At 65.0% G+C, this 24,113-nt stretch carries 16 protein-coding genes; 10 read left to right on the top strand and 6 right to left on the bottom strand.

The features are described 5' to 3' along the window. Positions 1-91 precede the first annotated feature (91 nt). Genes HKW67_RS14935 through HKW67_RS14925 form a run of 3 tightly spaced genes read left to right on the top strand, consistent with a single transcriptional unit; the run spans position 92 to position 6,219 of the window. Positions 92-2,656 carry a DUF1592 domain-containing protein gene (locus tag HKW67_RS14935; RefSeq protein ID WP_230981030.1) on the top strand — a complete coding sequence of 855 codons (2,565 nt, stop codon included), beginning with the start codon at positions 92-94 and terminating at the stop codon, positions 2,654-2,656. Between the two features lie 24 nt (positions 2,657-2,680). After that, positions 2,681-4,081, top strand: coding sequence for a DUF1552 domain-containing protein (locus HKW67_RS14930; RefSeq protein WP_171226146.1), 1,401 nt, complete (start codon positions 2,681-2,683; stop codon positions 4,079-4,081). A gap of 8 nt (positions 4,082-4,089) precedes the next feature. After that, positions 4,090-6,219, top strand: a complete 2,130-nt coding sequence (locus tag HKW67_RS14925; protein WP_171226145.1) for an ankyrin repeat domain-containing protein — start codon at positions 4,090-4,092, stop codon at positions 6,217-6,219. Between the two features lie 76 nt (positions 6,220-6,295). Here the strand turns inward: HKW67_RS14925 and HKW67_RS14920 are convergent, their stop codons facing one another. Next, on the bottom strand, positions 6,296-7,339 hold the full coding sequence (locus HKW67_RS14920; RefSeq protein WP_171226144.1) for a hypothetical protein: 1,044 nt from the start codon (positions 7,337-7,339) through the stop codon (positions 6,296-6,298). A 173-nt stretch (positions 7,340-7,512) separates the two neighbouring features. Here HKW67_RS14920 and HKW67_RS14915 point away from each other — a divergent pair, with 173 nt between their 5' ends. Beyond that, positions 7,513-8,505 carry a creatininase family protein gene (locus HKW67_RS14915; protein WP_171226143.1) on the top strand — a complete coding sequence of 331 codons (993 nt, stop codon included), beginning with the start codon at positions 7,513-7,515 and terminating at the stop codon, positions 8,503-8,505. 9 nt (positions 8,506-8,514) lie between these two features. Here the strand turns inward: HKW67_RS14915 and HKW67_RS14910 are convergent, their stop codons facing one another. Together HKW67_RS14910 and HKW67_RS14905 are read right to left on the bottom strand one after the other, a co-directional pair. Next, positions 8,515-9,600, bottom strand: coding sequence for an MBL fold metallo-hydrolase (locus HKW67_RS14910; protein WP_171226142.1), 1,086 nt, complete (start codon positions 9,598-9,600; stop codon positions 8,515-8,517). A gap of 68 nt (positions 9,601-9,668) precedes the next feature. Next, on the bottom strand, positions 9,669-10,244 hold the full coding sequence (locus HKW67_RS14905) for a TetR/AcrR family transcriptional regulator (RefSeq protein WP_171226141.1): 576 nt from the start codon (positions 10,242-10,244) through the stop codon (positions 9,669-9,671). Positions 10,245-10,350: 106 nt separating this feature from the next. On the opposite strand from HKW67_RS14905, the gene HKW67_RS14900 reads away from it, so the two are divergent. Then, a complete protein-coding gene (locus HKW67_RS14900) occupies positions 10,351-10,818 on the top strand; it encodes a hypothetical protein (RefSeq protein ID WP_171226140.1) in 468 nt (155 codons plus the stop codon). A gap of 244 nt (positions 10,819-11,062) precedes the next feature. On the opposite strand, the gene HKW67_RS14895 is transcribed toward HKW67_RS14900, so the two are convergent. From HKW67_RS14895 to murB, 3 genes are all read right to left on the bottom strand, one after another. Continuing rightward, a complete protein-coding gene (locus HKW67_RS14895) occupies positions 11,063-12,394 on the bottom strand; it encodes a hypothetical protein (RefSeq protein WP_171226139.1) in 1,332 nt (443 codons plus the stop codon). A gap of 29 nt (positions 12,395-12,423) precedes the next feature. Beyond that, on the bottom strand, positions 12,424-16,170 hold the full coding sequence (locus HKW67_RS14890) for a TonB-dependent receptor (protein WP_171226138.1): 3,747 nt from the start codon (positions 16,168-16,170) through the stop codon (positions 12,424-12,426). Positions 16,171-16,398: 228 nt separating this feature from the next. Further along, entirely contained in the window at positions 16,399-17,361 is a 963-nt protein-coding gene (gene murB, locus HKW67_RS14885) for a UDP-N-acetylmuramate dehydrogenase (RefSeq protein WP_171226137.1), read from the bottom strand. A gap of 80 nt (positions 17,362-17,441) precedes the next feature. On the opposite strand from murB, the gene HKW67_RS14880 reads away from it, so the two are divergent. The 5 genes from HKW67_RS14880 to HKW67_RS14860 all read left to right on the top strand — a co-directional run bounded on the left by HKW67_RS14880 (position 17,442) and on the right by HKW67_RS14860 (position 24,111). Then, a complete protein-coding gene (locus HKW67_RS14880) occupies positions 17,442-18,878 on the top strand; it encodes a M16 family metallopeptidase (protein ID WP_171226136.1) in 1,437 nt (478 codons plus the stop codon). A gap of 58 nt (positions 18,879-18,936) precedes the next feature. Continuing rightward, entirely contained in the window at positions 18,937-20,295 is a 1,359-nt protein-coding gene (locus tag HKW67_RS14875; protein WP_206044439.1) for a M16 family metallopeptidase, read from the top strand. Between the two features lie 8 nt (positions 20,296-20,303). Continuing rightward, positions 20,304-21,056 (top strand): DUF429 domain-containing protein, encoded by a 753-nt coding sequence (locus HKW67_RS14870; protein ID WP_171226134.1) that lies wholly within the window; start codon positions 20,304-20,306, stop codon positions 21,054-21,056. A gap of 68 nt (positions 21,057-21,124) precedes the next feature. After that, a complete protein-coding gene (locus HKW67_RS14865) occupies positions 21,125-22,642 on the top strand; it encodes a Gfo/Idh/MocA family protein (RefSeq protein ID WP_171226133.1) in 1,518 nt (505 codons plus the stop codon). Next, a complete protein-coding gene (locus tag HKW67_RS14860) occupies positions 22,642-24,111 on the top strand; it encodes a M20/M25/M40 family metallo-hydrolase (protein WP_171226132.1) in 1,470 nt (489 codons plus the stop codon). The genes HKW67_RS14865 and HKW67_RS14860 overlap by 1 nt, the downstream gene beginning before the upstream one ends. The last annotated feature ends 2 nt before the right edge of the window (positions 24,112-24,113 follow it).

Raw genomic sequence — 24,113 nt, 5'->3', positions numbered from 1 at the left:
TCATGGATATCCGGCCCCCTTTCCTGCCGGATCATCGAACGAGTTGGCTGGGCGACGTCATCGTACGTCGCAGTCCTCAGGAGTAGCCGGCATGAAGCTTTTGCTCGCGTTGTCCGGAATGATCACGTCGGTGACGATGATGGCATCGTCGTCGACGTCCGATCCGGTCATCACCAAATCCACGACGCCGTCATCGCACGCTATCATCGCGAGCTCGGTGTCCACGACGATTGGCACGCGGCCAAGCCGCCTGCCCGCCACGCATCCGGTGTTGCATCCGATGCGCGCCACCAACGGCACGGGGCGCGCGTTCACGCGTGAATCTGCCGGTGCGCGCGGGATCACGATGGGTGCGCTCGACGATGTCGTGCAGCGCTACTGTGCCGGGTGCCACAACCCCACGCAGCGTCGCGGCAATCTCGACCTCAAGAGCTACTCGGTCACGTCGGCCAATGCCGCGTTGCCGACCTCGGAGAAGATGATCCGCAAGCTGCGCGCGCAGATGATGCCGCCGCCGGGATCGAAGCGTCCCACCGGCGATACCCTCGACGCGCTCGTCGAGACGCTCGAACGCGTGGTCGATGGCGCCGCACCGGTGAATCCCGGCACGCGCACCTTCCAGCGGTTGAATCGCCCTGAGTATGAGCGTGTCATCCGTGACTTGCTGAGCCTCGAAGTGACCTCCGGCGATTGGCTGCCGCTCGACACCAAGAGCGCGAACTTCGACAACATCTCCGACGTGCAGTCGCTGTCGCCGACGTTGCTCGAGGGCTACCTCAACGCCGCCGCCGCGGTCAGCCGCATGGCGATCGGTGATCGCAAGGCGCCAGTCGGTCAGGCCACGTACAAGACGTCGCCGTTCGCGTCACAGCATCCGTGGGATCATGTCGACGGCACGCCGTACGGCACGCGCGGGGGACTGGTGCTGCTGCACACCTTCCCGGCCGATGGCGAGTACGAATTCCGGCTCAATGTCGGCGGTGGCGTCGGTCGCCCGGTAGAAGACCTCGACGTCTCCATCGACGGCGAGCGCGTGGCGCTGCTGCGCTACGATCGTGGCATTGCGCGCAACGGCGAATCGGCCGACGCACCGCTGGGCGCCGACTACATCCGCAGCGAACCGATCAAGGTGAAGGCGGGACAGCGCAAGGTGTCCGTCGCTTTCGCGAAATCGGCCGAAGGACCGTACGAAGACCTGATCAAGCCGCATGAGTGGTCGCGCGCGTCGAGTGGCACCGGCGCCGCCGGGACCACCGAGCCGCCGCCGCTCATGGAAGTGTTCGTCGCGGGCCCGTATCGCGTCACCGGCGTCTCCGACTCGCCCAGCCGCAAGCGCGTCTTCACCTGCGCACCCACGGCCGCCACGCAGCAGCGCGCCTGCGCCGAACAGATCTTCACGCGACTCGGCACGCGCGCCTATCGTCGTCCGCTCACGGCGAACGACAAGGCGAGCCTGATGAAGTTCTACGATCAGGGCGCCAAGAACGGCGGTGACAACGCCTTTGAAGAAGGCGTGCGACTGGGATTGCAGGCCATGCTCGCCAGCCCGTACTTCGTGTTCCGCTTCGAGAAGGAGCCGACCACCACGGCCGCGGGCACCGACTACAACATCGACGATCTCGAACTCGCCACGCGTCTCTCGTTCTTCCTGTGGAGCACCATCCCCGACGATCGCCTGCTGGCGGCTGCGCGCACGAAGACGCTGCATACGCCGGCCGTGTTCCAGGCGCAGGTGAAGCGCATGCTGGCCGATCCGCGCGCCGACGCGTTGGCCACGCGCTTCGCCGCGCAGTGGCTGCGCCTGCAGGACCTCGAGAAAGTGCACCCCGACGCGTTCCTGTTCCCCGACTTCGATCTCAAGCTCGCGCAGTCGATGCAGCGCGAAACGGAGTTGTTCTTCGAAGACGTGGTGCGCAACGATCGCAGCGTGCTCACCATGTTCACGGCCGATTCGACCTTCGTGAACGAGCGACTGGCGAAGCACTACGGCATTCCGAATGTGACCGGAGAAGGCTTCCGCAAAGTGGCGTACGCCGACGACCAGCGTCGTGGTGTGCTCGGACACGGCAGCGTGCTGGTACAGACATCGCTGGGCAACCGCACGTCGCCGGTGCTGCGCGGCAAGTGGGTGATGGAAGTGCTGCTCGGCACGCCGCCACCACCGCCTCCACCGAATATCCCCGACCTCGAACAGACCGCCGGCTCCAAAGATGGCAAGCAGCTCACGACGCGCGAACGCATGGAAATGCACCGCGCCAATCCGACCTGCCGTTCGTGCCACAACTTCATGGATCCGATCGGACTCGCGCTCGACAACTTCGACGTGACCGGCAAGCTGCGCTATCGCGAGAACGGCGCGCTGCTGGATACGCGCGGTCAGTTGTACGATGGCACGGCGCTGACCACGCCGATCGATCTCAGCAAGGCACTCCTCAAGCGGCCGGTGCCGCTGATGCGAAACTTCACCGAGAACCTGATGGCGTACGCGTTGGGGCGTCGTGTCGAAGACTACGACCAGACCACGGTGCGCACGATCACGCGCGATGCCGAACGCAATAAGTACAAGTTCTCGTCGTTCGTGATGGGTGTGGTGAACAGCAAGGCCTTCCATAGCAAGCGCGCCGAGCCGGTCTCGGCTGATGCGTCTCAAAACTGATCCGACTTCCACGGAGATTGACCCATGTCGTTCATGACGCAGAAAGCCCTCCCTCGCCGCACCTTCCTTCGAAACATGAGTGCCGTCATTGCACTCCCGTATCTCGATGCGATGGAACCGGCCGGTCGTTTCCTGGCCAAGGTCGGCGGCGCTGGTGCGCCGCTCACCGGTCACAAGCGCCTCGTGACCATCGAATCGGTGCACGGTGCGGCCGGCTCGAACACCTGGGGCGCCTCGAAGTATCTGTGGGCGCCGAAGGGTGTCGGTCGCGACTTCACGCTCAACCCGGAAGGCGCGCTGGCGCCGATGGAAGCGTGGAAGCACAAGATGTCGATCATCAGCAACACCGACGTGCGCATGGCCGAGGCGTTCGATGCGCCGGAAATCGGCGGTGATCACTTCCGCTCCAGCGCGGTGTTTCTCACGCAGTCGCATCCGAAGCAGACGCAAGGCTCCGATCTGTATGTCGGCACGTCGTTCGACCAGATCGTGGCGCGCAAGATCGGTCAGGACACGCCGATCCCGTCGATGCAGCTGTGCATCGAGAATCTCGATCAGGCCGGCGGCTGCTACTACAACTATGCCTGCGCGTACACCGACACGATCAGCTGGGCCTCGCCCACTGAGCCGCTGCCGATGATTCGCAATCCGCGCGCGGCGTTCGATCTGCTCTTCGGCGCCGGTACGAGCAACGCCGACCGTTCCGCCCGCCGCAAGGACAACGGCAGCATTCTCGACTGGGTCGTCGGTGAGATGTCGTCGCTCAAGCGAGAGCTCGGCGCCACCGATCGTCGTCGCGTCGATCAGTATCTCGAGAACGTGCGCGAACTCGAGCGTCGCATCCAGAAGGTCGAAGCGAAGAATGTGAGCGGCGATGAGCGCCTGCTGCCGGAAGCGCCGGCCGGCGTGCCCGATTCGTTCGAAGAGCACATGAAGCTCATGTTCGACATCCAGGTGCTGGCGTTCCAGTCGGACATGACGCGCGTGTTCTCGTTCAAGACCGGACGTGACGCCTCCAGCCGCACGTTCCCGGAGTCGGGTACGAACAAGGGCTTCCACCCGGCGTCGCACCATGGTGGACGCGAGTCGGCGATTCTCGAGTTCAATCAGATCAACCGATATCACATGTCGATGCTGCCGTACTTCCTGCAGCGCCTCGAGGAGACGAAGGAAGGCGACGGTACGATGCTCGACAACACGACGATCATGTACGGCTCGCCGATGGCCGACGGCAACATCCACAACCATCGCCGCTGCCCGCTGCTGCTGATGGGCGGCGATTCGACGCTGGTGCCGGGTGGCACGCACCTTCGTGCGCCGGACGGTACGCCGATGGCCGACGTGATGTTGTCGCTGCTGCACAAGTACAACATCGAAGTGCCGAGCTTCGGTGACAGCCTGTCGCCGTTCGCGCTCTACGCGTGAGACATGCCATGATCGATCGAAACGGAGTCCGGATCGGTGTGGCTGGTGCGCTCGTGTTGTTGTCGGGCGCGCTCTCACCGATGGCGGCACAGGATACCAAGTCGGTGGTGCGGGTGGCGACGGCCAAGTCTGAAACGACGCCGGCCGCTCGGGTGGCACCAGCCGTCGCCGAAGCGGCCATGCAGGGCGACATCGCAAAGGTGCGCGCGTTGCTCGCGCAGCAGAGCGATGTGAACGTGGCGCAGGGCGACGGGATGACCGCGCTGCACTGGGCGGCCGATCGTGGCGATGTCGCGATGACCGCACTGTTGCTGCGTTCTGGCGCGAAGCTGACGGGTACCACCAAGAACGGCGGCTACACGCCGCTGCATGTGGCGGCGCGAGCCGGACATGGTGCGATCGTGCAAGCACTGCTGGCGGCCGGTGCCGATGCGAAGTCACTCACCGCGACAGGTGCGACCGCGATGCACCTCGCGGCGGCGGCCGGTGATGCGGCGTCGGTGAAGGCGTTGTTGGCGAAGAAGGCCGATCCCAATGCGCGCGAATCGGCGTGGGGGCAAACGCCGCTGATGTTCGCCGCAGCCGAGAATCGTGGCGAGGCGGCGCGCGCACTGTTGGCCGGTGGCGCGGATCCGTCGATCCGTACGAAGATGGTGGATCTCACTGAAGAGCTGGCGCGTCAGCAGGCCGCGGCCAAGAAGCGCAATGAAGTGCTCTTCTCGTATCTGCCGCAGAAGACGCGCGACTCCATCATCGATGCCTCGGCCAAGGCGGCGGAGAAGCTGATGGCCGATGCGGCGGCGGCGCGCAATCGTGCGGCGGCAACGGCGGGAATGGCCGTACCGGCGGCGGCCGCACCGGCACCGGCACCGGCTCCAACGGCTGTCGCGGCGCCAGCTGTCGCGGCGGCACCGGCCCCCAAAGCTGACCCCGCGTTGCGCGGCTACAAGATCGGCGTCGCCGCGCCTCCGACGAATGACCTCACGCCGGCGCAGATCCAACAGGCGATTGAGGCCGGTCGTGCGCTCTTCTCGTCAGGCCCGGTGGCCAAGACCACTGAGTCGGCCGAGTTGTTCGAAGGCCAGGTGGCCGGTTACGAAGCGACCGTGGGCAGCATGGGCGGTATGACGGCACTGCATCACGCCGCGCGTCAGGGCAATATCGATGCGGCGCTGGCGATTCTCGATGGCGGCGCGAAGATCGACGAAGTGACGACCAGTGACAGCACGACGGCGCTGTTGATGGCGGCGATCAACGGCCACTTCGATCTGGCGATGGCCCTGGTGAAGCGCGGCGCGAATGTGAAGATCGGCAGCAGTGCCGGCCTCACGCCGCTGTACGCCGCGCTGAACACGATGTGGGCGCCGCGCTCGCGCTACCCGCAACCGCAGGCGGTGCAGACCCAGAAGGTCACGCACCTCGAACTGATGGACGCGATGCTGACGGCCGGTGCGGATCCCAACGTCCGCCTCAAGAAAAATCTCTGGTTCTTTGCCTTCAACAACTGCGGCAACGCCAACTGTGGCCTCGAAGCGCTCGACGGGACGTCGCCGTTCTGGCGCGCCGCGTATGCGGTCGACGTCGACGCGATGAAGCTGCTGAAGGATCACGGCGCCATCGACACGTTGCCGTCGGTTCGTCCGGTGGCGGCCAATCGTGCCAACCGCGCGCGGCTGGCGGGTGGCGCCGGTGGTCCGGGTGATGGCCCGGCGGCGTATGTCATGCCGCCCGATATCGATTCGGCGTCGAAGGCCGTGCCAGCCGGTATCGGCATCTATCCCGTGCATGCCGCCGCCGGCGTTGGCTACGGCAACGGTTTCGCCGGCAATTCACATCGTCATGCCGCCGACGGGTGGATGCCCGCCATGAAGTATCTCGTAGAAGTGCTGCATGCCGACGTGAACCAGCGTGACGTGAATGGCTACACGCCGCTGCACCATGCCGCCGCGCGCGGCGACAACGAGATGATCAAGTATCTCGTGAGCAAGGGAGCCGATCCGAAGGCCGTGGCCCGTAATGGCATGACCACGGTGGACATGGCCAACGGTCCGGTACAGCGTCTGCGTCCGTTCCCGGAAACCATTCAGCTGCTCGAGAAGCTGGGTGCCAAGAACAGCCATCGCTGCGTGGCCTGCTGATCGTCGCCCAGCCTGCCTAGCCAAAGCGGCGCCGTCATGAATGACGGCGCCGCTCTGTGCATTCGGGACAGAAAGGTCAGGGCTTCTTTTCGCCCGCCAACAGTAGTCCCAGATGATCCTGCGCTTGCTGCAGCGCCCCCTCACCGTCGCCCCACCCGATGCGTCCGTCGGCATTGTTGTCCGAGCCGGCAATGAGCTGATCGCAGATCGACACCAGCTGCGAGACCAGCGATGCCGCGGCAGCCGCGGTGGTCGCCGCCTGAATCTGCTTTGCGATTGCGATGGCCTGATCGCCGCGCGACATCGCGCTCCGCGCTGCCGTAGCCACATGCACCGCGTGGCTCTTCACATTCGCCGACGCCGTCGGTTCCTTGGCTGCGAGCTCCGCATGCTGCGCAATGCCACCGGCCGCGCGCTTCATGCCAAAGCCCTTGCCTGGTCCGCTCGGCGCCTGTGTGGGGTCGAGCGCATGAATCACGTGCCCGGCGTGCGTCTGCATCGACTGCAGGTTGTCCGGCGTGCGCGCGGCAAACGCGGCATGCTGTGCCGCGATCTTCGCCTCGGCGAGCGCCATCGGTAGGAAGCCCGACTTGTCGGGCGTGTCCATGAAACTCGACAGCACGTGCCCTAAGTGTGTGCCGACCAGACCAGGCGGCAGAGACGAGGCGGCCACGGCACCCGGCGCCAGCGGTGCGGCCGCCACTACGCCCGGGAGCGGCGCGCCGGTGACATCGGCGAGAATGCTGTCGAACTGCGCGCGCAGTGTCGCATTGCTGCTCACCAGAAAGCGACGCTTCGAGAACACAGAGTCGGCCATCCCCTTCTTGGCGAGCGCGTCGGTGATCATCTGCCGCTTCTTCTGCTGCAGGTCGAGCTGCGCCTCCTTCGTCTTGTTCTTCTGCTGAGCGGCCTTGTTGTCACTCGAATCGTGAATGGCGGAGACGATCAGGTGCGCTTCCACCAACGCCCGCACTTCGGCGAGCGTGAGAGTGGGGGCAGACGCGGGAGTGCTGCCCGTGCTCTGCGCGGCAAGCGGCGCCGCGGCGAAGACGGCAGCCGCGAAGACGGCAGCCGTACATGTCAGCGCCAGAACGGCGCGCGGGCGGACAGGGAAGGCCATGGTCCGGGAGGTGGGAGTCGATCGGGGGCACGTCGTTCACGCACCCTGCGACACTATACGCATTCGACGCGCACTCCGCTCTGGCGAAGTGACGATTTCGGCGGCATCGTCTCGCATCCTACTGAGTACCACCCCCGAGTACCCCCACCGTTCAACCGTTACGAGGCACCGCCATGACCCGAGGCATTCTCTCGCGCACTCCACATTGCGCCGCGCTCCGCGTCTCGATCCTGGGCGCCGCGCTGGCCAGCGCCGTGGCGTCCGTTGCACTCAGCGGGAGCGCCAGCGCGCAGGGTGCCGCCGCCAGCGAGGCCCAGCGTGATCCACGCAACCGAGGTGGCGGCACGTGCACCGCGAATCCGTACAACTGCGTCGATGCCGTGAATCCGCTGCCAGCGCCGAACACGGTGTGGATCGAAGAGATGACCTGGATGGACGTGCGTGACGCGCTGAAGGCCGGGAAGACCACGGCCATCATCGCGACCGGCGGTATGGAGCCGAACGGTCCGTGGTTGGTCACGGGCAAGCACAACTACGTGCTGCATACGAACTGCGAAGCCATTGCCTGGAAGCTTGGCAATGCACTCTGTGCACCGATCGTGAAGTTCGTGCCCGAAGGCAACATCAGCCCGGCCAGCGGACACATGGCGTCGCCCGGCACTATCAGCATGCGCGAAGAGACGTTCCGCATGCTGCTCACGGATCTCGTGCACAGCCTCAAGGCACATGGCTTCACCCGGATCATTCTGATCGGTGATAGCGGCGGCAATCAGGCAGGACAGCGTTGGGTGGCCGACTCGCTCACGAAGATCTGGCAGGGCGCGCCGATCGTGGCGCACATCCAGGAGTACTACGACTACGCCAGCGTGGCGAAGCACATGGAGCAGTTCGGCGTCAATCAGACGGTCGCCGAAGGACTGCACGATGATCCGGAGATCTCGCTCAACATGTTCATCGACGATCCGAAGTCGATCCGCTACGACGCGCGCGCGAAGGCGAAGAAGCTGACGATCAATGGGGTGTCGCTCGCCGACCGCAAGAAGGCGACCGAGTGGGCGAAGCAGATCGTGGAGTTCCGCACGAAGGTCACGGTGGAGGCCATTGAAAAGGCCACGGCGAACAAGGGAACGTTGCCGGCCCCGCCGCGTCGCACCGGCGGAAACTGAACCACCGCGTTAACGCGTGCCGGTCCACCATGCGTGGATCGGCACGGTATCGCCGATCGTGACCGCTTCACCAGGACGCGGCGTGGCGATCGTGATCCGTTGCGCGGCGCCGGCGGTCATGAGTCGATCGATGGGCTCGCGCCACGAATGATAGGCGAGATTGAACAAGCCCCAATGCACCGGCAGCAGCGTGCGTCCGCGTAGCATGCCGTGCGCGGTGATCGCCTGCTCGGGCGTGAGATGCCAGTCGGGCCAGGCGTCGCCATACGCGCCGATCTGCATGAGTGTCACGTCGAAGGGGCCAAGCTTCTCGCCGATCTCCCGGAAGGCCGGCATCATGCCCGTGTCGCCCGAGTAATACAGGCGCTGTTCCGTTGCCGCGATTGCCCAGCCGGCCCACAACGTGGCATCGCGGTCGAACAACGTGCGCCCCGAGGCATGACGCGCTGGCGCGCAGGTGAACGTGGCCTCGCCGATGCGGACCTGCTCCCACCAGTCCAGCTCCGTGATGCGATCGACCGCAATGCCCCAGTGCTCCAGATGTGCGCCCACCCCTAACGGCACCAGAAAGCGCGTGTGACGATTGGCCGGATTGACCGCGATCTCGACCAGTGTGCGCTGATCGAGATGGTCGTAGTGATCGTGCGAGATCAGCACGACGTCCACCGGCTGCATGGATGGCAGCGTGGCTGGCGGCGCATACCATCGTTCCGGTCCGATCCACGTGAACGGCGATGGCCGCTGGCTCCACATGGGGTCGATCAGCACACGCAGCCCTTCCACTTCCACGCTCACCGACGAGTGACCGTACCACGTGACGCGGAACTGCTTCGCGTTGTCTGGCACGCCGGGCACGGTTGTGTTCACGGGCAGCGACTCGGCCGGTGATGAGGTGGCGCTGCGTGAGAACAGTCCGCGAACGCCACCGATCATGTCGTCCACCAACGGGTCGCTGTTCACGAACTTACCGCCGCGATACTGCGGGGACTGCGCCCTGCGCGCGGCGCGCTGCACCGATGACGCAGCGGTGCCCGTGCTCGAGCCGAATCGATTCGCGCCGAAGGCGCTCCAGCCGGAAGCGACAGCCGTAGACACGATGAGAACTCCGAGAAGGACGAACGCGGTAAGTGAGCGGCGAACGGTGCGCCAGAACGCGGAGCGGGTCATGACAGCAGCAAGGGCGCGCACACCGTGCGCACCGAGAGCGCGACCCGTTGCAGAAATTCCTCGCGGGTGATCAGGGTGTGCTTGTAGCCTCGGGCCACCGCATACAGCGTCTCGGCCAGATGCGCCGGCGTGAGCGCGAGCGGTGCGTAGTAGGCGGCCAGCGGCGATGCGGCAAAGTGACCGGCCACGGCCGCGATAAATCGTGCTTCGTACTCGAACACCGGCGAGCCACTGAGCAGGTGCGCGGCGTCGAGCAAGTCGGAGGCGTCCGTGTTGGCGATACCGACGAAACGGCCCATCCACGCATCGAACCCATTCACGATGCGCGCGTCGAGTGGTTCATCGCCGCCGAGTGCCGTCACTCCGTCGCGATACGCGCGGGTCATCGCGTGCTCGACAGTGGCGCGAAACAGCAGTTCCTTACTCGGGAAGTGGAGGTACAGCCCCTGCCGGGAGAGCTGGGCCGCATCGGCCACATCCTGCACGGAGGTCTTCCGGTAGCCGAAGCGCATGAACACCCCGAACGAGGCGTCGAGAAGCGCGTCGATCTTGGGGGAACTGGCGTGCGGCATAACGTCAATCGAGGTCATTGTACAGTATAGACAAACGGAACGCAATTTGTCTAGTCTGTATATGTCGGCCCCGGTTTGGCGACCGAAACCGAGTATCTTTCACCATATGCCGAGTCTCCGCTCCACCCGTGCGCACGCGCTGCTCGTCCTCACCGGCCTCGCGCTCGCCGCCTGCGCGGGGGACGGCGCACCGGTGCCCGAGCCGAAAGCCGACGCGCCGATCGTAACGTCGCTGCCGCAGCTACCGCAGCTGCCGACGGAGTTGCGCCCCGTGGTGCCACCCGACCTCGATCTCGCCTTCGGTACGGACTCCGTCCGGATAACCATCTCGGTCGAGCCGGGGGCGCGGGTGAACGCCCTGCTGCCCCCCGTCATTGATGCAGGGGACGGTCGTCGATTCCTCCTACGGGCACCCACCGTCACTGAAGACAGCGCCTACTTCGTAGAGCGCGCATCCGTCACCATTCCGCGTTCAGCGCTCCCCATTCGCGGCACGCTGCGCACCAGCTTCTGCCGCAGCGACGAACGACTCTGTCGCAGCACCGAGCGCGCTGTAGTGCTCGAGGATCGGTAACGGCGAACAGCCTGAACAGCCTGAACAGCCTGAACAGCCTGAACAGCCTGAACAGCCTGAACAGCCTGAACACGGATCACACCGATTGAACGACAAACAACACAGATAAGCAAAAAGCGCATTTTGCTTATCTGTGTTGCTTCTGTGAGATCAGCGCTATCCGTGTTCTGGCTGTTGCTGTTGCTGTTGCTGTTGCCGTTGCTGTTGCTGTTGCCGTTGCCGTTGCTGTTGCTGTTGCGGGTACCTACTTGACCCGCGCCCGCTCCAGCTTGGTGGTCATCCCCTCGCGCACCGCGAGAATCACCACGCCACCGGCGCCGAAGCCGACGATGGTGCGGTTCTCGGGAATCTGCACACGATCGACCACTTCTCCCTTGGCGTTGACGACGTCGTACACGGCACCACCCGGTGTCGGCTTCGTGGGAATGGTGCGCACCCAGATGTTGCCGTCGTCGTCGGCCTTCGCACTCGTGGCAAAGAACGCTGGCTGATAGTCGGGCAACTCGCTCGGCGACACATAGTTGATCTGAGGCGCCATGATCTGCGGTGCGGCACCGCCGCCCGGAGGTCCACCAGGGCCGCGCGACTCGAAACGCATCACCATCTGCGGAGCCGCACCACCAGCACCACCGCCGGTGCCGAGGGCAGCGCCGAATGCCGCTGCCATCGCGTTGCCCTGTCCGGGATTCGCCGCCGCTGCGCGATCGCGAATGGCCTTCACGGAATCGATCAGGGCCACCTTCTGCTCATCGGTCAGCCGCTTCCAGTCGAACGCCATCTTCGGTGACGACCGATGCGTGCCATCGGGGGACATCCAGTCCACGTGATAGTCCTTGCCGCGAAGGAGCGCGATGTCGCCGCTGGAGGTCACGACCCAGTCGTCGACCACCGGCAACGGATTCACTTCGATCGAGATGCTGATCTTTCCGTCGTCGCTGCGCGTCATGTTGGTGTTCGTCTTCGGGATCTTGATGAATCCCACCGTATCCACCGCGCGCGACTGCAGATTCACGCGCACGATCGCCATCGTGTCGGCCACCGACGGCATGGTGGGCGTGCCACTCGGTCCCATCTGCATGCGGAACCCCGGCATGCCGCGATACACGAGATAGCCGTTGCTGTAGTACGCGCCGGTACCGAGTCCTCCGGCCGCCAGCATCATCGCATCCTGCGAGCGGGGCACTGACATCACGCGACCGATCTTGCCGGCAGGATCGATCACCAGCATTGACAGCGAGGCGGCGTCAACGAAGAGCGTCGAGTCGCCGCGATACGCAATCAAGCTTCCCGAACGCGGACCATACGCGTTGGCCGTGCTGCTCGTGGAGTCGGCCACGATGCTGATCAGTTTGAACGCGGAGTCCACCAGCAGCACGCGGCGGCTCGTGGCGTCGTTCACGAGCAGTCGGCCGCCGGGCAGGGCACGTACGTTGTTCACCATGCCGAGCGAATCGGTGGTGGTGGCATGCACCGCACCAAGCTGACGGATGGGTGGACGCGCCTGCGCGCTGGCCGACGAAGCCAGCGCGGTAAGTAGCCCGGGAAGCGCGAGTGTCCGCGCGAAGTAGAGAGTCATGTCTGGAGTCGTTGTTGAAGAGAAATGCATTACCGTCGGATCTCGATCGTCTGCGCGCCGCCACCCATGCCACCAGCCATGATCATCGCGCCACCACCGGGAATCATCATGCCGCCACCGCCGCCCGAGGTGGCCGATCGGATGGACTTGAGATAACGATCGTCGAGCGCGCTGGCCACGAACGGCGGCAGCTTGCGGCGCTGCACATCGGTGAGCAGCCCCTTCACCGCCGGTGCATACTTGCGAAGAATGTCGATGCTCGCCTCACGCGCTTTCACGTACTGTGCATAGATGTCGTCATGGTCGTAGCGCTCGGGCAAATCAGCGAACCGCTTCGAGATCGGCGCCCAGATCGAGTCGAGCCGTACGGTGTAGCGACGATTCATCGTCGCCAGACTGTCGGCCTGATCGGACGACAGCTTGAGCGTATCTTGATCGCGCAGCATCGTGGCCAACGGGTTCGGCACACCGCCGTTGCCGAACTGCGCCTTGATCATCGCCTCGCCGGCCTTGGTCCCCTTGGTGCGACGTCCGCGGTCGAGTGACTGCGTCAGCACCTGCCGCTCGCGCGTGGGGCCGATGTCATAGCGCAACTGGGCCGTGATCGTGACCGGCGTGCGGAAGCTGTTGAACTGTGGGTTCGTGGCCCCGAAGCGCTGGTTCACCTCGTACGTGTAGCGCTTGGTGTTCGCATCGAAGCCACGCACATACAGCAGCGACTGATCGAGGAACGGCTGCTGGCCCCATCCGCGCAGATTGTTCTCGCCGTGCAGGATCAGATCGGCGGCGCCGAGCGGATTGGACACGTTGAATGACAGATTGGCGCGCTGCGGCAGGCGCAGTTTGACTGGATTGAACGAGATCGACAGATTCGCTGAACTCACCCAAGGCCCCTGGCAGCTGTTGCGCGCCGCCAGATTGCCGAGCTGCGACGACAGGCAGGCCCGCGCCACGCGTGATCCGCTGTTCAGCAACGCCTGCATGCCAGCCGCGGTGGCCGCATCGCTCGACGCCGGATTGAACACGAACGCGCGATCGTTGCTGAAACCGTCACCGTTCACGTCGCCGCCGATCGTTGGCGTGAAGGGCGTCCCCGATCGGAACTGACCGAACCAGCCAAGCCGAATGAAGTCGAACGCGTTATAGCTCAGATTGTACGTGAGCTGATGCCGCGAATCAAACGAGGAGCGCGACCAGTTCACCGCCAGCGGATCGCCGGCCGTACTGCTGAATCCGCGGAACTGCTCGCGCACGTTCGAGTAGGTGTAGCTCATGCTCCAGCTGAAGTTCGTGCTGAACTTGGTCGGCGACAGCCGCACACTGCCCTGCGCGCTGCGTGAGTTGAGGTCACTGCGCTGCTCGGTGACGCGCTGAAATTGCGAGGCCACGCGACCGTCGCCAGCGGCGATCGCGCCGGTGAGCGGAACGATGCTCGTCGGCAACACATACACCGGCCGGCCGTCTTCGTTTTCGAGTGTGAAGCGCTGCAGGCCGGCGAAATTGCGATCCACGAAGCTCGACTGCCGCGTGTTCAGCGAGTACGTGGCGTCGACGCTGGCATTGAAACGATTCCACAGCACCGGTCCCGACCAGCTCAGGTTCGAGCGCAGGCTGCTGGGCGCCGCGTAGTCCTTCGCGAACAGCGTCACGTTCGGCGCGCCGTTGGAGAACACGGTGCCGGTGCTGCCATCGGTGCAACGCGTCGGAATGAGGGCCGGATTGCCGTAGGCGTTCCAGTCGGGAATCGGCGTCGCCGGCCCCACACAGGCGAGCTGCTGAATCGCGCTGGCCAGGCCGGTGTTGTCGATGGCCGAACCCACCAACGTGGCCTGCGGAGTGTTCTGAAACACGCCGATGCCACCGCGTATCACGGCGCGCGGCCCACGGAACGCGCCATCGAAGGCGCCGATCTGCGGCCCTGTGCCGTACTGCCAGGAGAAGCCTGCCCGTGGGCTCACGAACACGCCATTGGGTACGAGGTCGTTGCGCACGCCGAGCAGTCGCTCCACGTCGGTGTTACGCGCGGGTGCCTCGAGATACTGGTTGGCATCGACGCGAACCCCGTACTGGAATTGCAGCCGGTTGGTGCGGCGATACGAATCACCCAGCGAGATCGCTCCCACCATCATGCTGGAGTTGCGCTCGCGTGGCGACAGCGTGCGCGTGAACGTGATGGGAATACCGGCCTGCAGATCCGCCAGCGAATTGTACGAGAAGGTGCCCAGGCGATTCACCGTCTGATCCTGCGACGACGCATCGCGTCGCACTTCGGTGCCCAGCTTGAGGCGGTGCTTGTTGTTGGCGCTGAACCACGACAGCGTGTTCATGGCCGACATGCTGTTCGACATCTGCGATGTGCCGAGGAACTGATTGCCACCGAAGGCGAGATTCTGCACGCCGTTGCTGCCGTCGGCGAAGTTCGAGTTCACCCGTACGCGTCCGCTCGGCAGATCCATATACGGCGAGCCGTCGCTCTGCGACGCGCTGATGCCGCCCGAGGTCTCGGTGAGAATGCCGATGCCGCGCAGCATGAAGTAGCCGCTGTGGCGTCCCTGAATGCCGCCGTTCAGCGAGGTGCGCTCGCCACTGGTGGTGGGCAATGCCGTGGTCAGCGGTGACGCCGGATTCTGATTGTTCCAGCTGCCGTTGAACGTGAGGTTATATGCGGCGCCACTCGTGCTCGACGGCGGCGTGAAGTCGATGGCGCCGAACACCGAGCCCTGATCGGCCAGACGACTGGACGGCAGTCCGCTGTATCCGATCGGGACGCGGGCGTTCTGCAGAACGCCCACCAGTCGCTGAACCGAGTCGGCAGCGACCCCCGACGCCTGCAATCCGGTGCTCGACGTGTTCAGGAGCGTTTGCAGATCATTGCTGCGACGGCCCAGCTGAAACGACACGTTGTAGAACGCCTTGTCGAAAATGAGCGGGCCCGAGATCGACCCACCCAATGATCCGTTGCTGTACTCCTGCCCATTCGCGCGCGCCGCCGCGTCGCTCCACTGCAACGGCGGGGCATCACCCACGAAGCTCAGTCCGCGACTGACGAAGTTCGATCCCGGACGCGTGCGCAGACTGAACTGGCCACCGGAGAAGCCGCCGCGCGACACGTCGTACGGCGAGGTGACGAGCGAGCTCAACACACTGGCATCGCGCGGCAGACCTGCGCCGCCGAACATCATGCCGTTGAGGGTGGTGTTGTTCTGGTCGGCACCAAGTCCGAGCACCGAGAAACCGTTCGCGCCGCCGTCCTGACCGGGCACAAGCTGCACACCAGGCAGCGTGGCGGCCATCGCCGCCAGGTCACCCATCTGATCGGGCGGCAGCGCGTTGTTGTTGGCAATCACGCGCTCGGTGCCGCCCACGTCCTGCTGCACGTCGTTGCGTGACACCTTCTCACGAGCCGCCGTGACTTTTACGGCGTCGAGGACCGCGCCCACCTTGGACAGCTTGGCGTCGGCAATGAGGATGTCCTCGTCGGCGCCGCGTTTCACTTCGAAGCGCTTCACGCTGTAGCCGAGGGCGGTCACGCTCACCATGTAGTCCCCGTCGCCACCGGGGAAGGTCACGGTGAAGCGGCCGGTGCGATCGGTGCGGGCCGTGCGATTCACATTGCCCGAGATCGAGGTGACCACGACGGCGACGTTGTCGAGCGGCTCATTCTCGGTGCCGGTGATCCGGCCGCGGATCACATCCACCTGCTGGGCGGCGGCGGGTGTCGCGGCGGAGAAGCCGAGCACGACCAACGCGGCAACGAAAAAGAAACGACGGAGCACGTCGGGAGGGGATCGGAGGGGACGGACAGGGCAGGTCCTAACGCTACGGACCACGTCTCATGTGCGTTTCGACACAGTTCCCCTCCTTTTCGTTTCCTCTGCGGCCTCTGCGTTCTCTGCGCCTCCGCGCGATCGGTTCTCGACGGAGGCCCGTGGAACTGATCACGCGGAGGCGCAGAGAGCGCAGGAATCGCAGAGAACGGCGCGAGCACTCGCAGAGAACGGCGCTTAAAACTCCCCGATGAACCCGACCTCGGGCTGTAGTTCGTAGCCGAATCGTTCCTTCACGGCCGCCTGGGCGTGGGCCACCAGTGCCCGCACGTCGGCCGCCGTGGCGTGTCCCAGATTGACCAGGATGTTGGCGTGGATGTGCGAGATTTGCGCATCGCCTACCCGGAAGCCCTTGAGCCCGCACTGATCGATCAGGCGCCCGGCACCCACCCCTTCGATCTTTTTGAAGATGGAGCCGGCGCTGGGGTGCACCTGCAACCACGGGTGTCTCGAGCCGCGCCACGACAGATTTTCCTGCAGAATCTGATGGAGACGGGCCGGATCGGCCTTGGTGAGTTGGAACGTCGCGCTCAGGACGACATCCCGGCGGTGGTGGAAGACGGTGTCATCGTAGCCGAACTGGATGTAGTCGGCGTCGACCACCTTGCGGTCGCCCTCTTCGGCGAGGATCTCGCACGACGCGAACACTTCGGCGATAAACATCGTCCGCTCGCGCTCGGGGGCCGGCGAGAGGAAATGCAGGTTCTGCCAGAGCGCCCCACCGACGGTGCTGGGGATGCCGATGTAGTGCTCGAGCCCCGACCACCCGGCCCGTACGGTGTCGAGCACCAGCTCCTGCATGATGGTGCCGCTCTCCGACCACACTGTCCCGTCGTCGGAAATCGTGTGGGCGGCCGCCGCATTCCGGATCACGAGGCCGCGGATGCCCCGATCACCGATCAGGACATTCGCCCCCAGCCCGAGAACGAACCATGAAATTCCGGCCTGCTTCGCGGCCGTGATCGCCGTCGCCAGTTCATCGGCCGTCTGCGCCTCGAGCAGCACATCGGCCGGACCGCCGATACGGAACGTGGTGTACGGGGCTAGCGGTGCACTGAGCTGCAGTCGGCGGCGATCGAGCGGCGTCGATTCGGACGCGGATGCCGCGACAAGGGCGTCGGCGATCTGGGCGGGAGTCATTCCGAAAGATTCCCCGCAGCGGGTCTGTGCGCCATCGTTCGTGCTACACCACCGATCATCCCTTCCTCTTCACACGTCGCATGCCCGCACCGTTCGGCGCCCGGCCTGACCTCCGGCATTTGTTTATCGCCGCCCTGCTCGCGGTGGCCATTCCCGCGGCCACGCCGCAGCTGCTGCCGGCGCAGTCCCGCGCTGAGCTGGCCAAGGTGGTGCGCCGGAAGGTGCTCACGAACGGTATGGAAGTGATCGTCGTGGAGAACCACGGCGTGCCGATTGCGACACTGGAGATCGACGTCCGCAACGGCGCGTTCACGCAGAGCCCCGAGTACGCCGGCCTGGCGCACATGTACGAACACATGTTCTTCAAGGCCAACAAGGACCTGCCCGACGCCGAGGCCTTCAACGATCGCGCCGCTGAGCTGGGTGCCGTGTTCAACGGCACGACGCAGGAAGAACGTGTGAACTACTTCCTCACGTTGCCCGCCGACTCGGTCGCCGGTGGACTGCGGTTCTTGGCCAGTGCGCTGGTCAATCCGAGCTTTCGCGACGACGAATTGAAGCGCGAAAAAGAAGTCGTGCTGGGCGAATACGATCGCAACGAAGCGCAGCCCGGTTTTGCGTTTCAGCAGAAAGCCACGGAGTTGCTCTATCCCGGGCAGTTCAGCCGGAAGAACACGATCGGCGATCGCACGGTCATCGCCAATGTGACACCGGCGCAAATGCGCGAGATTCAGCGCAAGTACTATGTGCCGAACAACAGCGCGCTGATTGTGACCGGTGATGTGGATCCGGAGAAGGTGTTCGTGCTGGCCGAACAGGTCTTTGGTGCCTGGCCGCGCGGTGAGGATCCGTTCAAGGCCGATCCCATTCCGCCCATTCCCGCGCTCGACGGCAACAAGGCGCACATCAGCGAAGAACCGATCAACGCCGTCGCCGTGCTCATTCAGTGGCAGGGCCCGAGTGTCGGTAAGGATCCCGGCGCCACGTTCGCGGCGGATGTGTTCAGCGACGTCCTGAATACGCCGGGATCGACGTTCCAGAAAAATCTGGTGGACACCGGACTGTGGCAGGGCGTCGGGGTGAACTATTACACGTTGAATCAGACCGGTCCGATTTCCATCAGCGGACAGACCACGCCCGACAAGTACCGCGCCGCGATGGCCGCGTTGGAACGCGAGATCGCGCGCTTCACCGATCCCACGTACGTGACCACACGCGAACTGGAAGCGGTGAAGGCCCAGCGGACCGTGTCGAGTGCGTTCGGCATCGAAAAGGCCTCGGAAATCGCGCACACCATCGGCTTCTGGTGGAGCGTCTCCAACCTCGACTACTTCATCGGCTACACGGACACCATGGCTCAGCAGCGCATCACGGATCTCCTGCGATACACCACCACGTACATCGCGGGAAAGCCGCGCGTGACCAGCGTGCTGCTGTCCAGTGACGCGCGTCGCTCGATCGGGCTCACGGAAAAGGAACTGCTCGCGCCTGCGCTGCGTCCAGTGGTGAGGCCGTGAAAAAACAGAATGGAGTCGGGGGTATGGGGGGGGGGGGGTACTGCTGGCGGGGGGGGTGATGATGCTGACGGCGGCGCCATTGTCGGGGCAGGGGGCGGTGAAGAAGCCGGTGGCGAAAGCTCCGGCGAAGGCAGCGCCAGCAAAGCCTGCGGAGCTCTCGCCGGCGATTACCTCGCCGACCGATACGCTCACTTCGAAGTTCGATGTCGCCGGCATTCCGGTCATTCTGCGTCGCGTGAGCGCGAACAACGTGGTCGCTGCCAACCTCTATCTGCTGGGGGGCACGCGGCAGCTCACGGCGGCCAATCAGGGCATCGAGACGCTGCTGCTCGAGGCCAGCGAACGCGGGACCGCCAAGTATCCGCGCGATCTGCTGCGCACGAAGATGGCGCAGTTGGGCAGTGCGATCGGCGTCAGTGCGAATGCCGACTGGACGACGATCAGTTTGCGGGCCACCACCACCGGACTCGATAGCACGTGGGCTATTCTGGCCGATCGGGTCATGGCGCCGCGACTCGATCCGGCGGAAGTGGAGCTGGTGCGCGAGCAGTTCGTGACCGCGACGCGGCAGCGCAAGGACAGCCCGGATGCCTTGCTCGACTATCTCGCCGACAGCATCGCGTTCTCAGGCCATCCGTACGCGCTCGAGCCCACGGGCACCGAACAGTCGCTCACATCGATCACCACCGCCGATCTCAAGGCGTACCACGCGTCGCAGTTCGTGACGTCGCGTATGATGCTGGTCGTGGTGGGCAACGTCTCGCGCACCAAGGTGGAGAAGCTCGTGCGCGAAACGCTGGGGCGCATGCCGAAGGGCAACTACGCGTGGACGCTGCCCGATCCGCCGGCGGAGTTGCCCAGTGCGTACGTGGTCGAGAAGCGCACGCTGCCCACCAACTACCTGCAGGGCTACTTCCACGGCCCGAAGGCCACGAGCAAGGATTATCCGGCACTTCGGCTCGCCTGCGCCGTGCTCAGTGGTCGGCTGTTCGCCGAAGTGCGCGGCCGTCGCAATCTCACCTACTCGGTGAATGCCCCGTTCGTGGAGCGTGCCTTCTCGCTGGGCGGGCTGTATGTCACGACCACGCAGCCCGACGAAGTGCTCACGATCATGCAGCAGCAGATCACCTCGCTGCGCGAAGGAACGATCACCACCGACGGACTCGAACGTCTCGTGCAACAGTTCATCGTGACGTATTTCCTCGACAACGAAACGAACGCCGACCAAGCGAACATGCTGGCGCGCGCCGACTTGTATCAGGGCGATTTCCGTCGCGCGGCGCAGTTCGTGGAAGAACTCCGCGCGGTCACGCCCGAACAGATTCAGCAGGCGGCGCGCACATACATGGGCAAGGTGCGGTGGGCCTACGTCGGTGATCCGTCGAAGGTGACGCCGGCGCGGATGCTGCGCTTCTGACCAGTCTCGTGACCCCTCGCGCCATCACACCGGGTCGTGGAGTCGCGCTCTCGGTCGATCTGGCGTACGTGGATTACCGCGATATCGGTGTCGCGCTCGTGACGTACGACAATCGCGGTAGCGCACCGGAGTCGCTGTCGGCGCGCGCGTTCGACGTGCCGCTCAGCGGTCGCCCGTCGGTGGCCGCGTTGGCCTCCTGGCTGCGCGAGATGGTCGAGACGCACGACGTGCGCTGCCTGTGCATCGATGGCCCGCTGGGCTGGCGCTCGCCCGATACGGACTCGCCGCACTGCCGGCTCAGCGAGCGCGCGGTGCGCGCCCCCGGTAAAACCGGACTGCCTCCCGACGGCGTGAAGCCACGCACGTACCTCGGCTTCACCACCTTCTCGATCGCGCTGTTCGAGTCGTTCCTGACGTCGGCCGACTGGGCGTTGCCGGGTGATCCCGCGGCCGCGCCGACGGCCCGTGTGGTGACCGAAAGCTTTCCCACGGCTGGCTGGCGTGCGCTGGGACTGTCACCGCTGATGGCCAAGGGACGCGCGTCGGTGGCCGACGTGCAGGACGCCGCCGCCCGGTTGCAGTCGCGAACCGGCATCACGCTCGAGCACGTGCGCACGCACGACCAATTGCAGGCCGTCGTGGGTGGCATCGCCGGTGCCTGGTGGGCCGCCGGACTCCGAGAGCGCGTACAATTGGCCGGAGACCGGCCATTCCGCCTCGACGGAAGCTGGCGCGAGGGATATATCATGATTCCAGCATAGCTGTCGCCGCGCCAGCGACCCGATCAAACCCGCCGTACCCCCTCGTCGTACGACTCCCACCGCCTCCCATGTCGAATCCCTACTCCCGTCGTGACTTCGTGTCCGACAGCGCCAAGCTCGCCTTCGGCGCGATGATCGTGCCGCGCGCCGTGCTCGGTGGCCCCGGCTATCGCGCGCCCAGCGCCAAGCTCAACATCGCCTGCGTCGGCATCGGTGGCATGGGTATGAGCAACATGTCGCAGATGCTCACCGAGAACATCGTGGCGGTGTGCGACGTGGACTTCGCGTACGTGGAGCGCTCGCTCGACGGGCGGCTCAAGCCGCGCACCGGCGAGCCATCAGCGCAGAATGTGCAACTGGGCGAGGCCTACAAGAGCGCCGCGAAGTACACGGATTTCCGTGAGATGCTCGACAAGCAGAAGGACATCGATGCGGTGCTGATCGCGACGCCCGATCACCTGCATGCCACCATCGCGCTGGCCGCGATGTCGCTCGGCAAGCATGTGTACGTGCAAAAGCCGCTCGCCTATTCGGTGCATGAAGTGCGATTGCTGCAGAAGGCCGCCGCGGCCAATCCGAAGCTCGCGACGCAGATGGGCAATCAAGGCCACTCGATGGAAGGCTCGCATCGCATCAGCGAGATCATCAAGTCCGGCATTCTCGGCAAGATCCACGAAGTGCACGTGTGGACCGATCGTCCAGTGCGCTACTGGGCGCAGGGCATTCCGCGTCCGCGCGCCGCCAACGCGCCGGCGCCCACGAACCCGCCAAATCCGCGGCCGCAGTGGAACATGGGCACGGTCGACAACGCGGTGCGTTCGGCGATGGCGGCCAACGATTCGTCCATGCCGCCGGGACTGAACTGGGACCTCTACCTTGGTCCCGCCCCGGAGATCGCGTATCACCCGGCGTACCATCCGTTCGCGTGGCGTGGCTGGCTCGACTTCGGTGTCGGCTCGTTGGGCGACATGGGCGCGCATCTCATCGATCAGCCGTTCACGTCGCTCGGCCTCACGTATCCTACCTCGATCGCCGCGTCGTCCACGCCGTGGGGCGGCGGTGCGCAGAATCCGGCCACGTACCCGATGGCCACCACGGTGCAGTACGATTTCCCGAAGGTCGGGAAGCGTGATGCGCTCAAACTCTACTGGTACGACGGTGGCCTCATGCCGCCGCGTCCGGCAATGCTGCCCGACGACGTGCCGATGAACAATCCCGGCAGCGACGGCGGTGGTGGTGTGTTCATCGGCGAGAAGGGCATCATGTTCTACGAGACGTACGGCAACAAGCCGCGCATCTTCCCGGAAGCGATCGCCAAGAAGGCCGAGCAGGTACCGGTCACGCTGCCACGCATCACGGTGTCGCACGAACAGAACTGGATCCAGGCGTCGAAGGGCGAGGCGCAGTCCAGCTCTCCGTTCTCGCAGGCGTCGCCGCTCACCGAAACGATGCTGCTCGGCATGGCTGCGCTTCGTGCGGGCCAGGGCCGCAAAGTGATCTACGACAGCGCCGCGATGAAGTTCACCAATGCGCCCGACGCCGATCAGTATCTCACGCGGGTGTACCGTAAGGGATGGGAGCTGTAGTGCGCCGTGTCGCTGTGGCGCTGTCGCTCGTCGCCAGCGCCGGTGTCACGACGGCGATTCGGGCACAAGGAACGTCGCCCTACATCGTCACGACCGCTGCACCGGCCGGGTTTGATCGTGCGTTGGCCCAGCGGGCCTCGCTCGAGCATCTCACCAAACTCATCGCGCTGAACACGCAGAACCCGCCGGGCAACGAGATGCTCACGGCGCGTTACTTCGATGCGATCTTCGCGCAGATCCCCGGCGTCGAGCGTCACGTGCTCGATGCCGGGAACGGACGGGCCAACTTCATCGCACGATTGCGTGCGGTGAATCCCACCAAGCGTCCGGTGCTCATCATGGGGCACATGGACGTGGTCGGTGCCGACACTACCAAGTGGAATACGCCGGCCTTCACCGCGACGATTCGCGATGAAGGCGGCGTGTCCTACCTGTACGGTCGCGGCGCCATCGATGACAAGGGTATGCTCGCCACGGCCACCGCGGCCATGCAGCAGCTGGCCACGCAGCGCGCGTCGCTCGATCGCGACATCATCTTCCTGGCCACGGCGGCCGAGGAGGGCGGGGATGAGGTGGGCATCGATCGGGTGATCGAGAAGCACTTCGATCTCATCAAGGATGCGGAGTTCGCGCTCAATGAAGGCGGACGTGTGCGGGTGTCGGATGGACGTGTGATGTCAGTGAACATCCAGACCACCGAGAAGATTTCGTACAATGTGGTCGCCACCGCGAAGGGACCGAGCGGCCACGCGTCGGTGCCGCTGCCGCAGAACGTGCTGGCGGCGCTCGCCCGTGCGGTGTCGCGCGTGCACGAGTGGAAGTCGCCGGTGAAGCTCAACGAGACGACGCGACTGTATTTCGCACGCCTCGCGCGGATCGAGAAGGATCCTGTCATGAAGGCGGCGATGCTGCGCGTCTCGTCGCCCACCGCGTCGAAGCTACAGATCGATGCGGCGGCGGCGATCCTGTCGCGCGAGCCGCTGCACAACGCGGTGTTGCGCACCGGCCAGTCGCTCACGTTGATGAACGGCGGCATTCGTTCGAACGTGATTCCGAGCGAAGGCACCGCGACCTTCAACGTGCGTGTGCTCCCCAACGATGATGTCCGCGCCGTGGTCTCGGCGTTCAACATGGTCGCGAAGGAATCGCAGGTCACGTTCGCCCTCACCGGTGAGCCGCGCACCTCGCCACCAGTGTCGCCGGTGTCGGCGGCGCTGTATCAGGCGATGGAGTCGTCTGCCACGGCGATGGTGCCGAACACCACCGTCATTCCCTTTATGAGCACGGGCGCCACCGATGGCGCCGCGCTGCGCGCGAAGGGAATTCCGACGTACGGCATTCTGCCGATGCCGCTGCCCATGGTGGATGAGCTGCGCATGCACGGCGACAACGAGCGGGTGCCGGTGCCGGCGCTAGGGTGGGCTGCCGAGTTTCTCTACCGCACGCTGCAGCGTGTAACCGCGAAGTGACG

The organism is Gemmatimonas groenlandica (genome assembly GCF_013004105.1).
Classification (GTDB): domain Bacteria; phylum Gemmatimonadota; class Gemmatimonadetes; order Gemmatimonadales; family Gemmatimonadaceae; genus Gemmatimonas; species Gemmatimonas groenlandica.
Note: the sequence above shows the minus strand (reverse complement) of the source record. Positions and strands in the feature narration are given on the sequence as shown.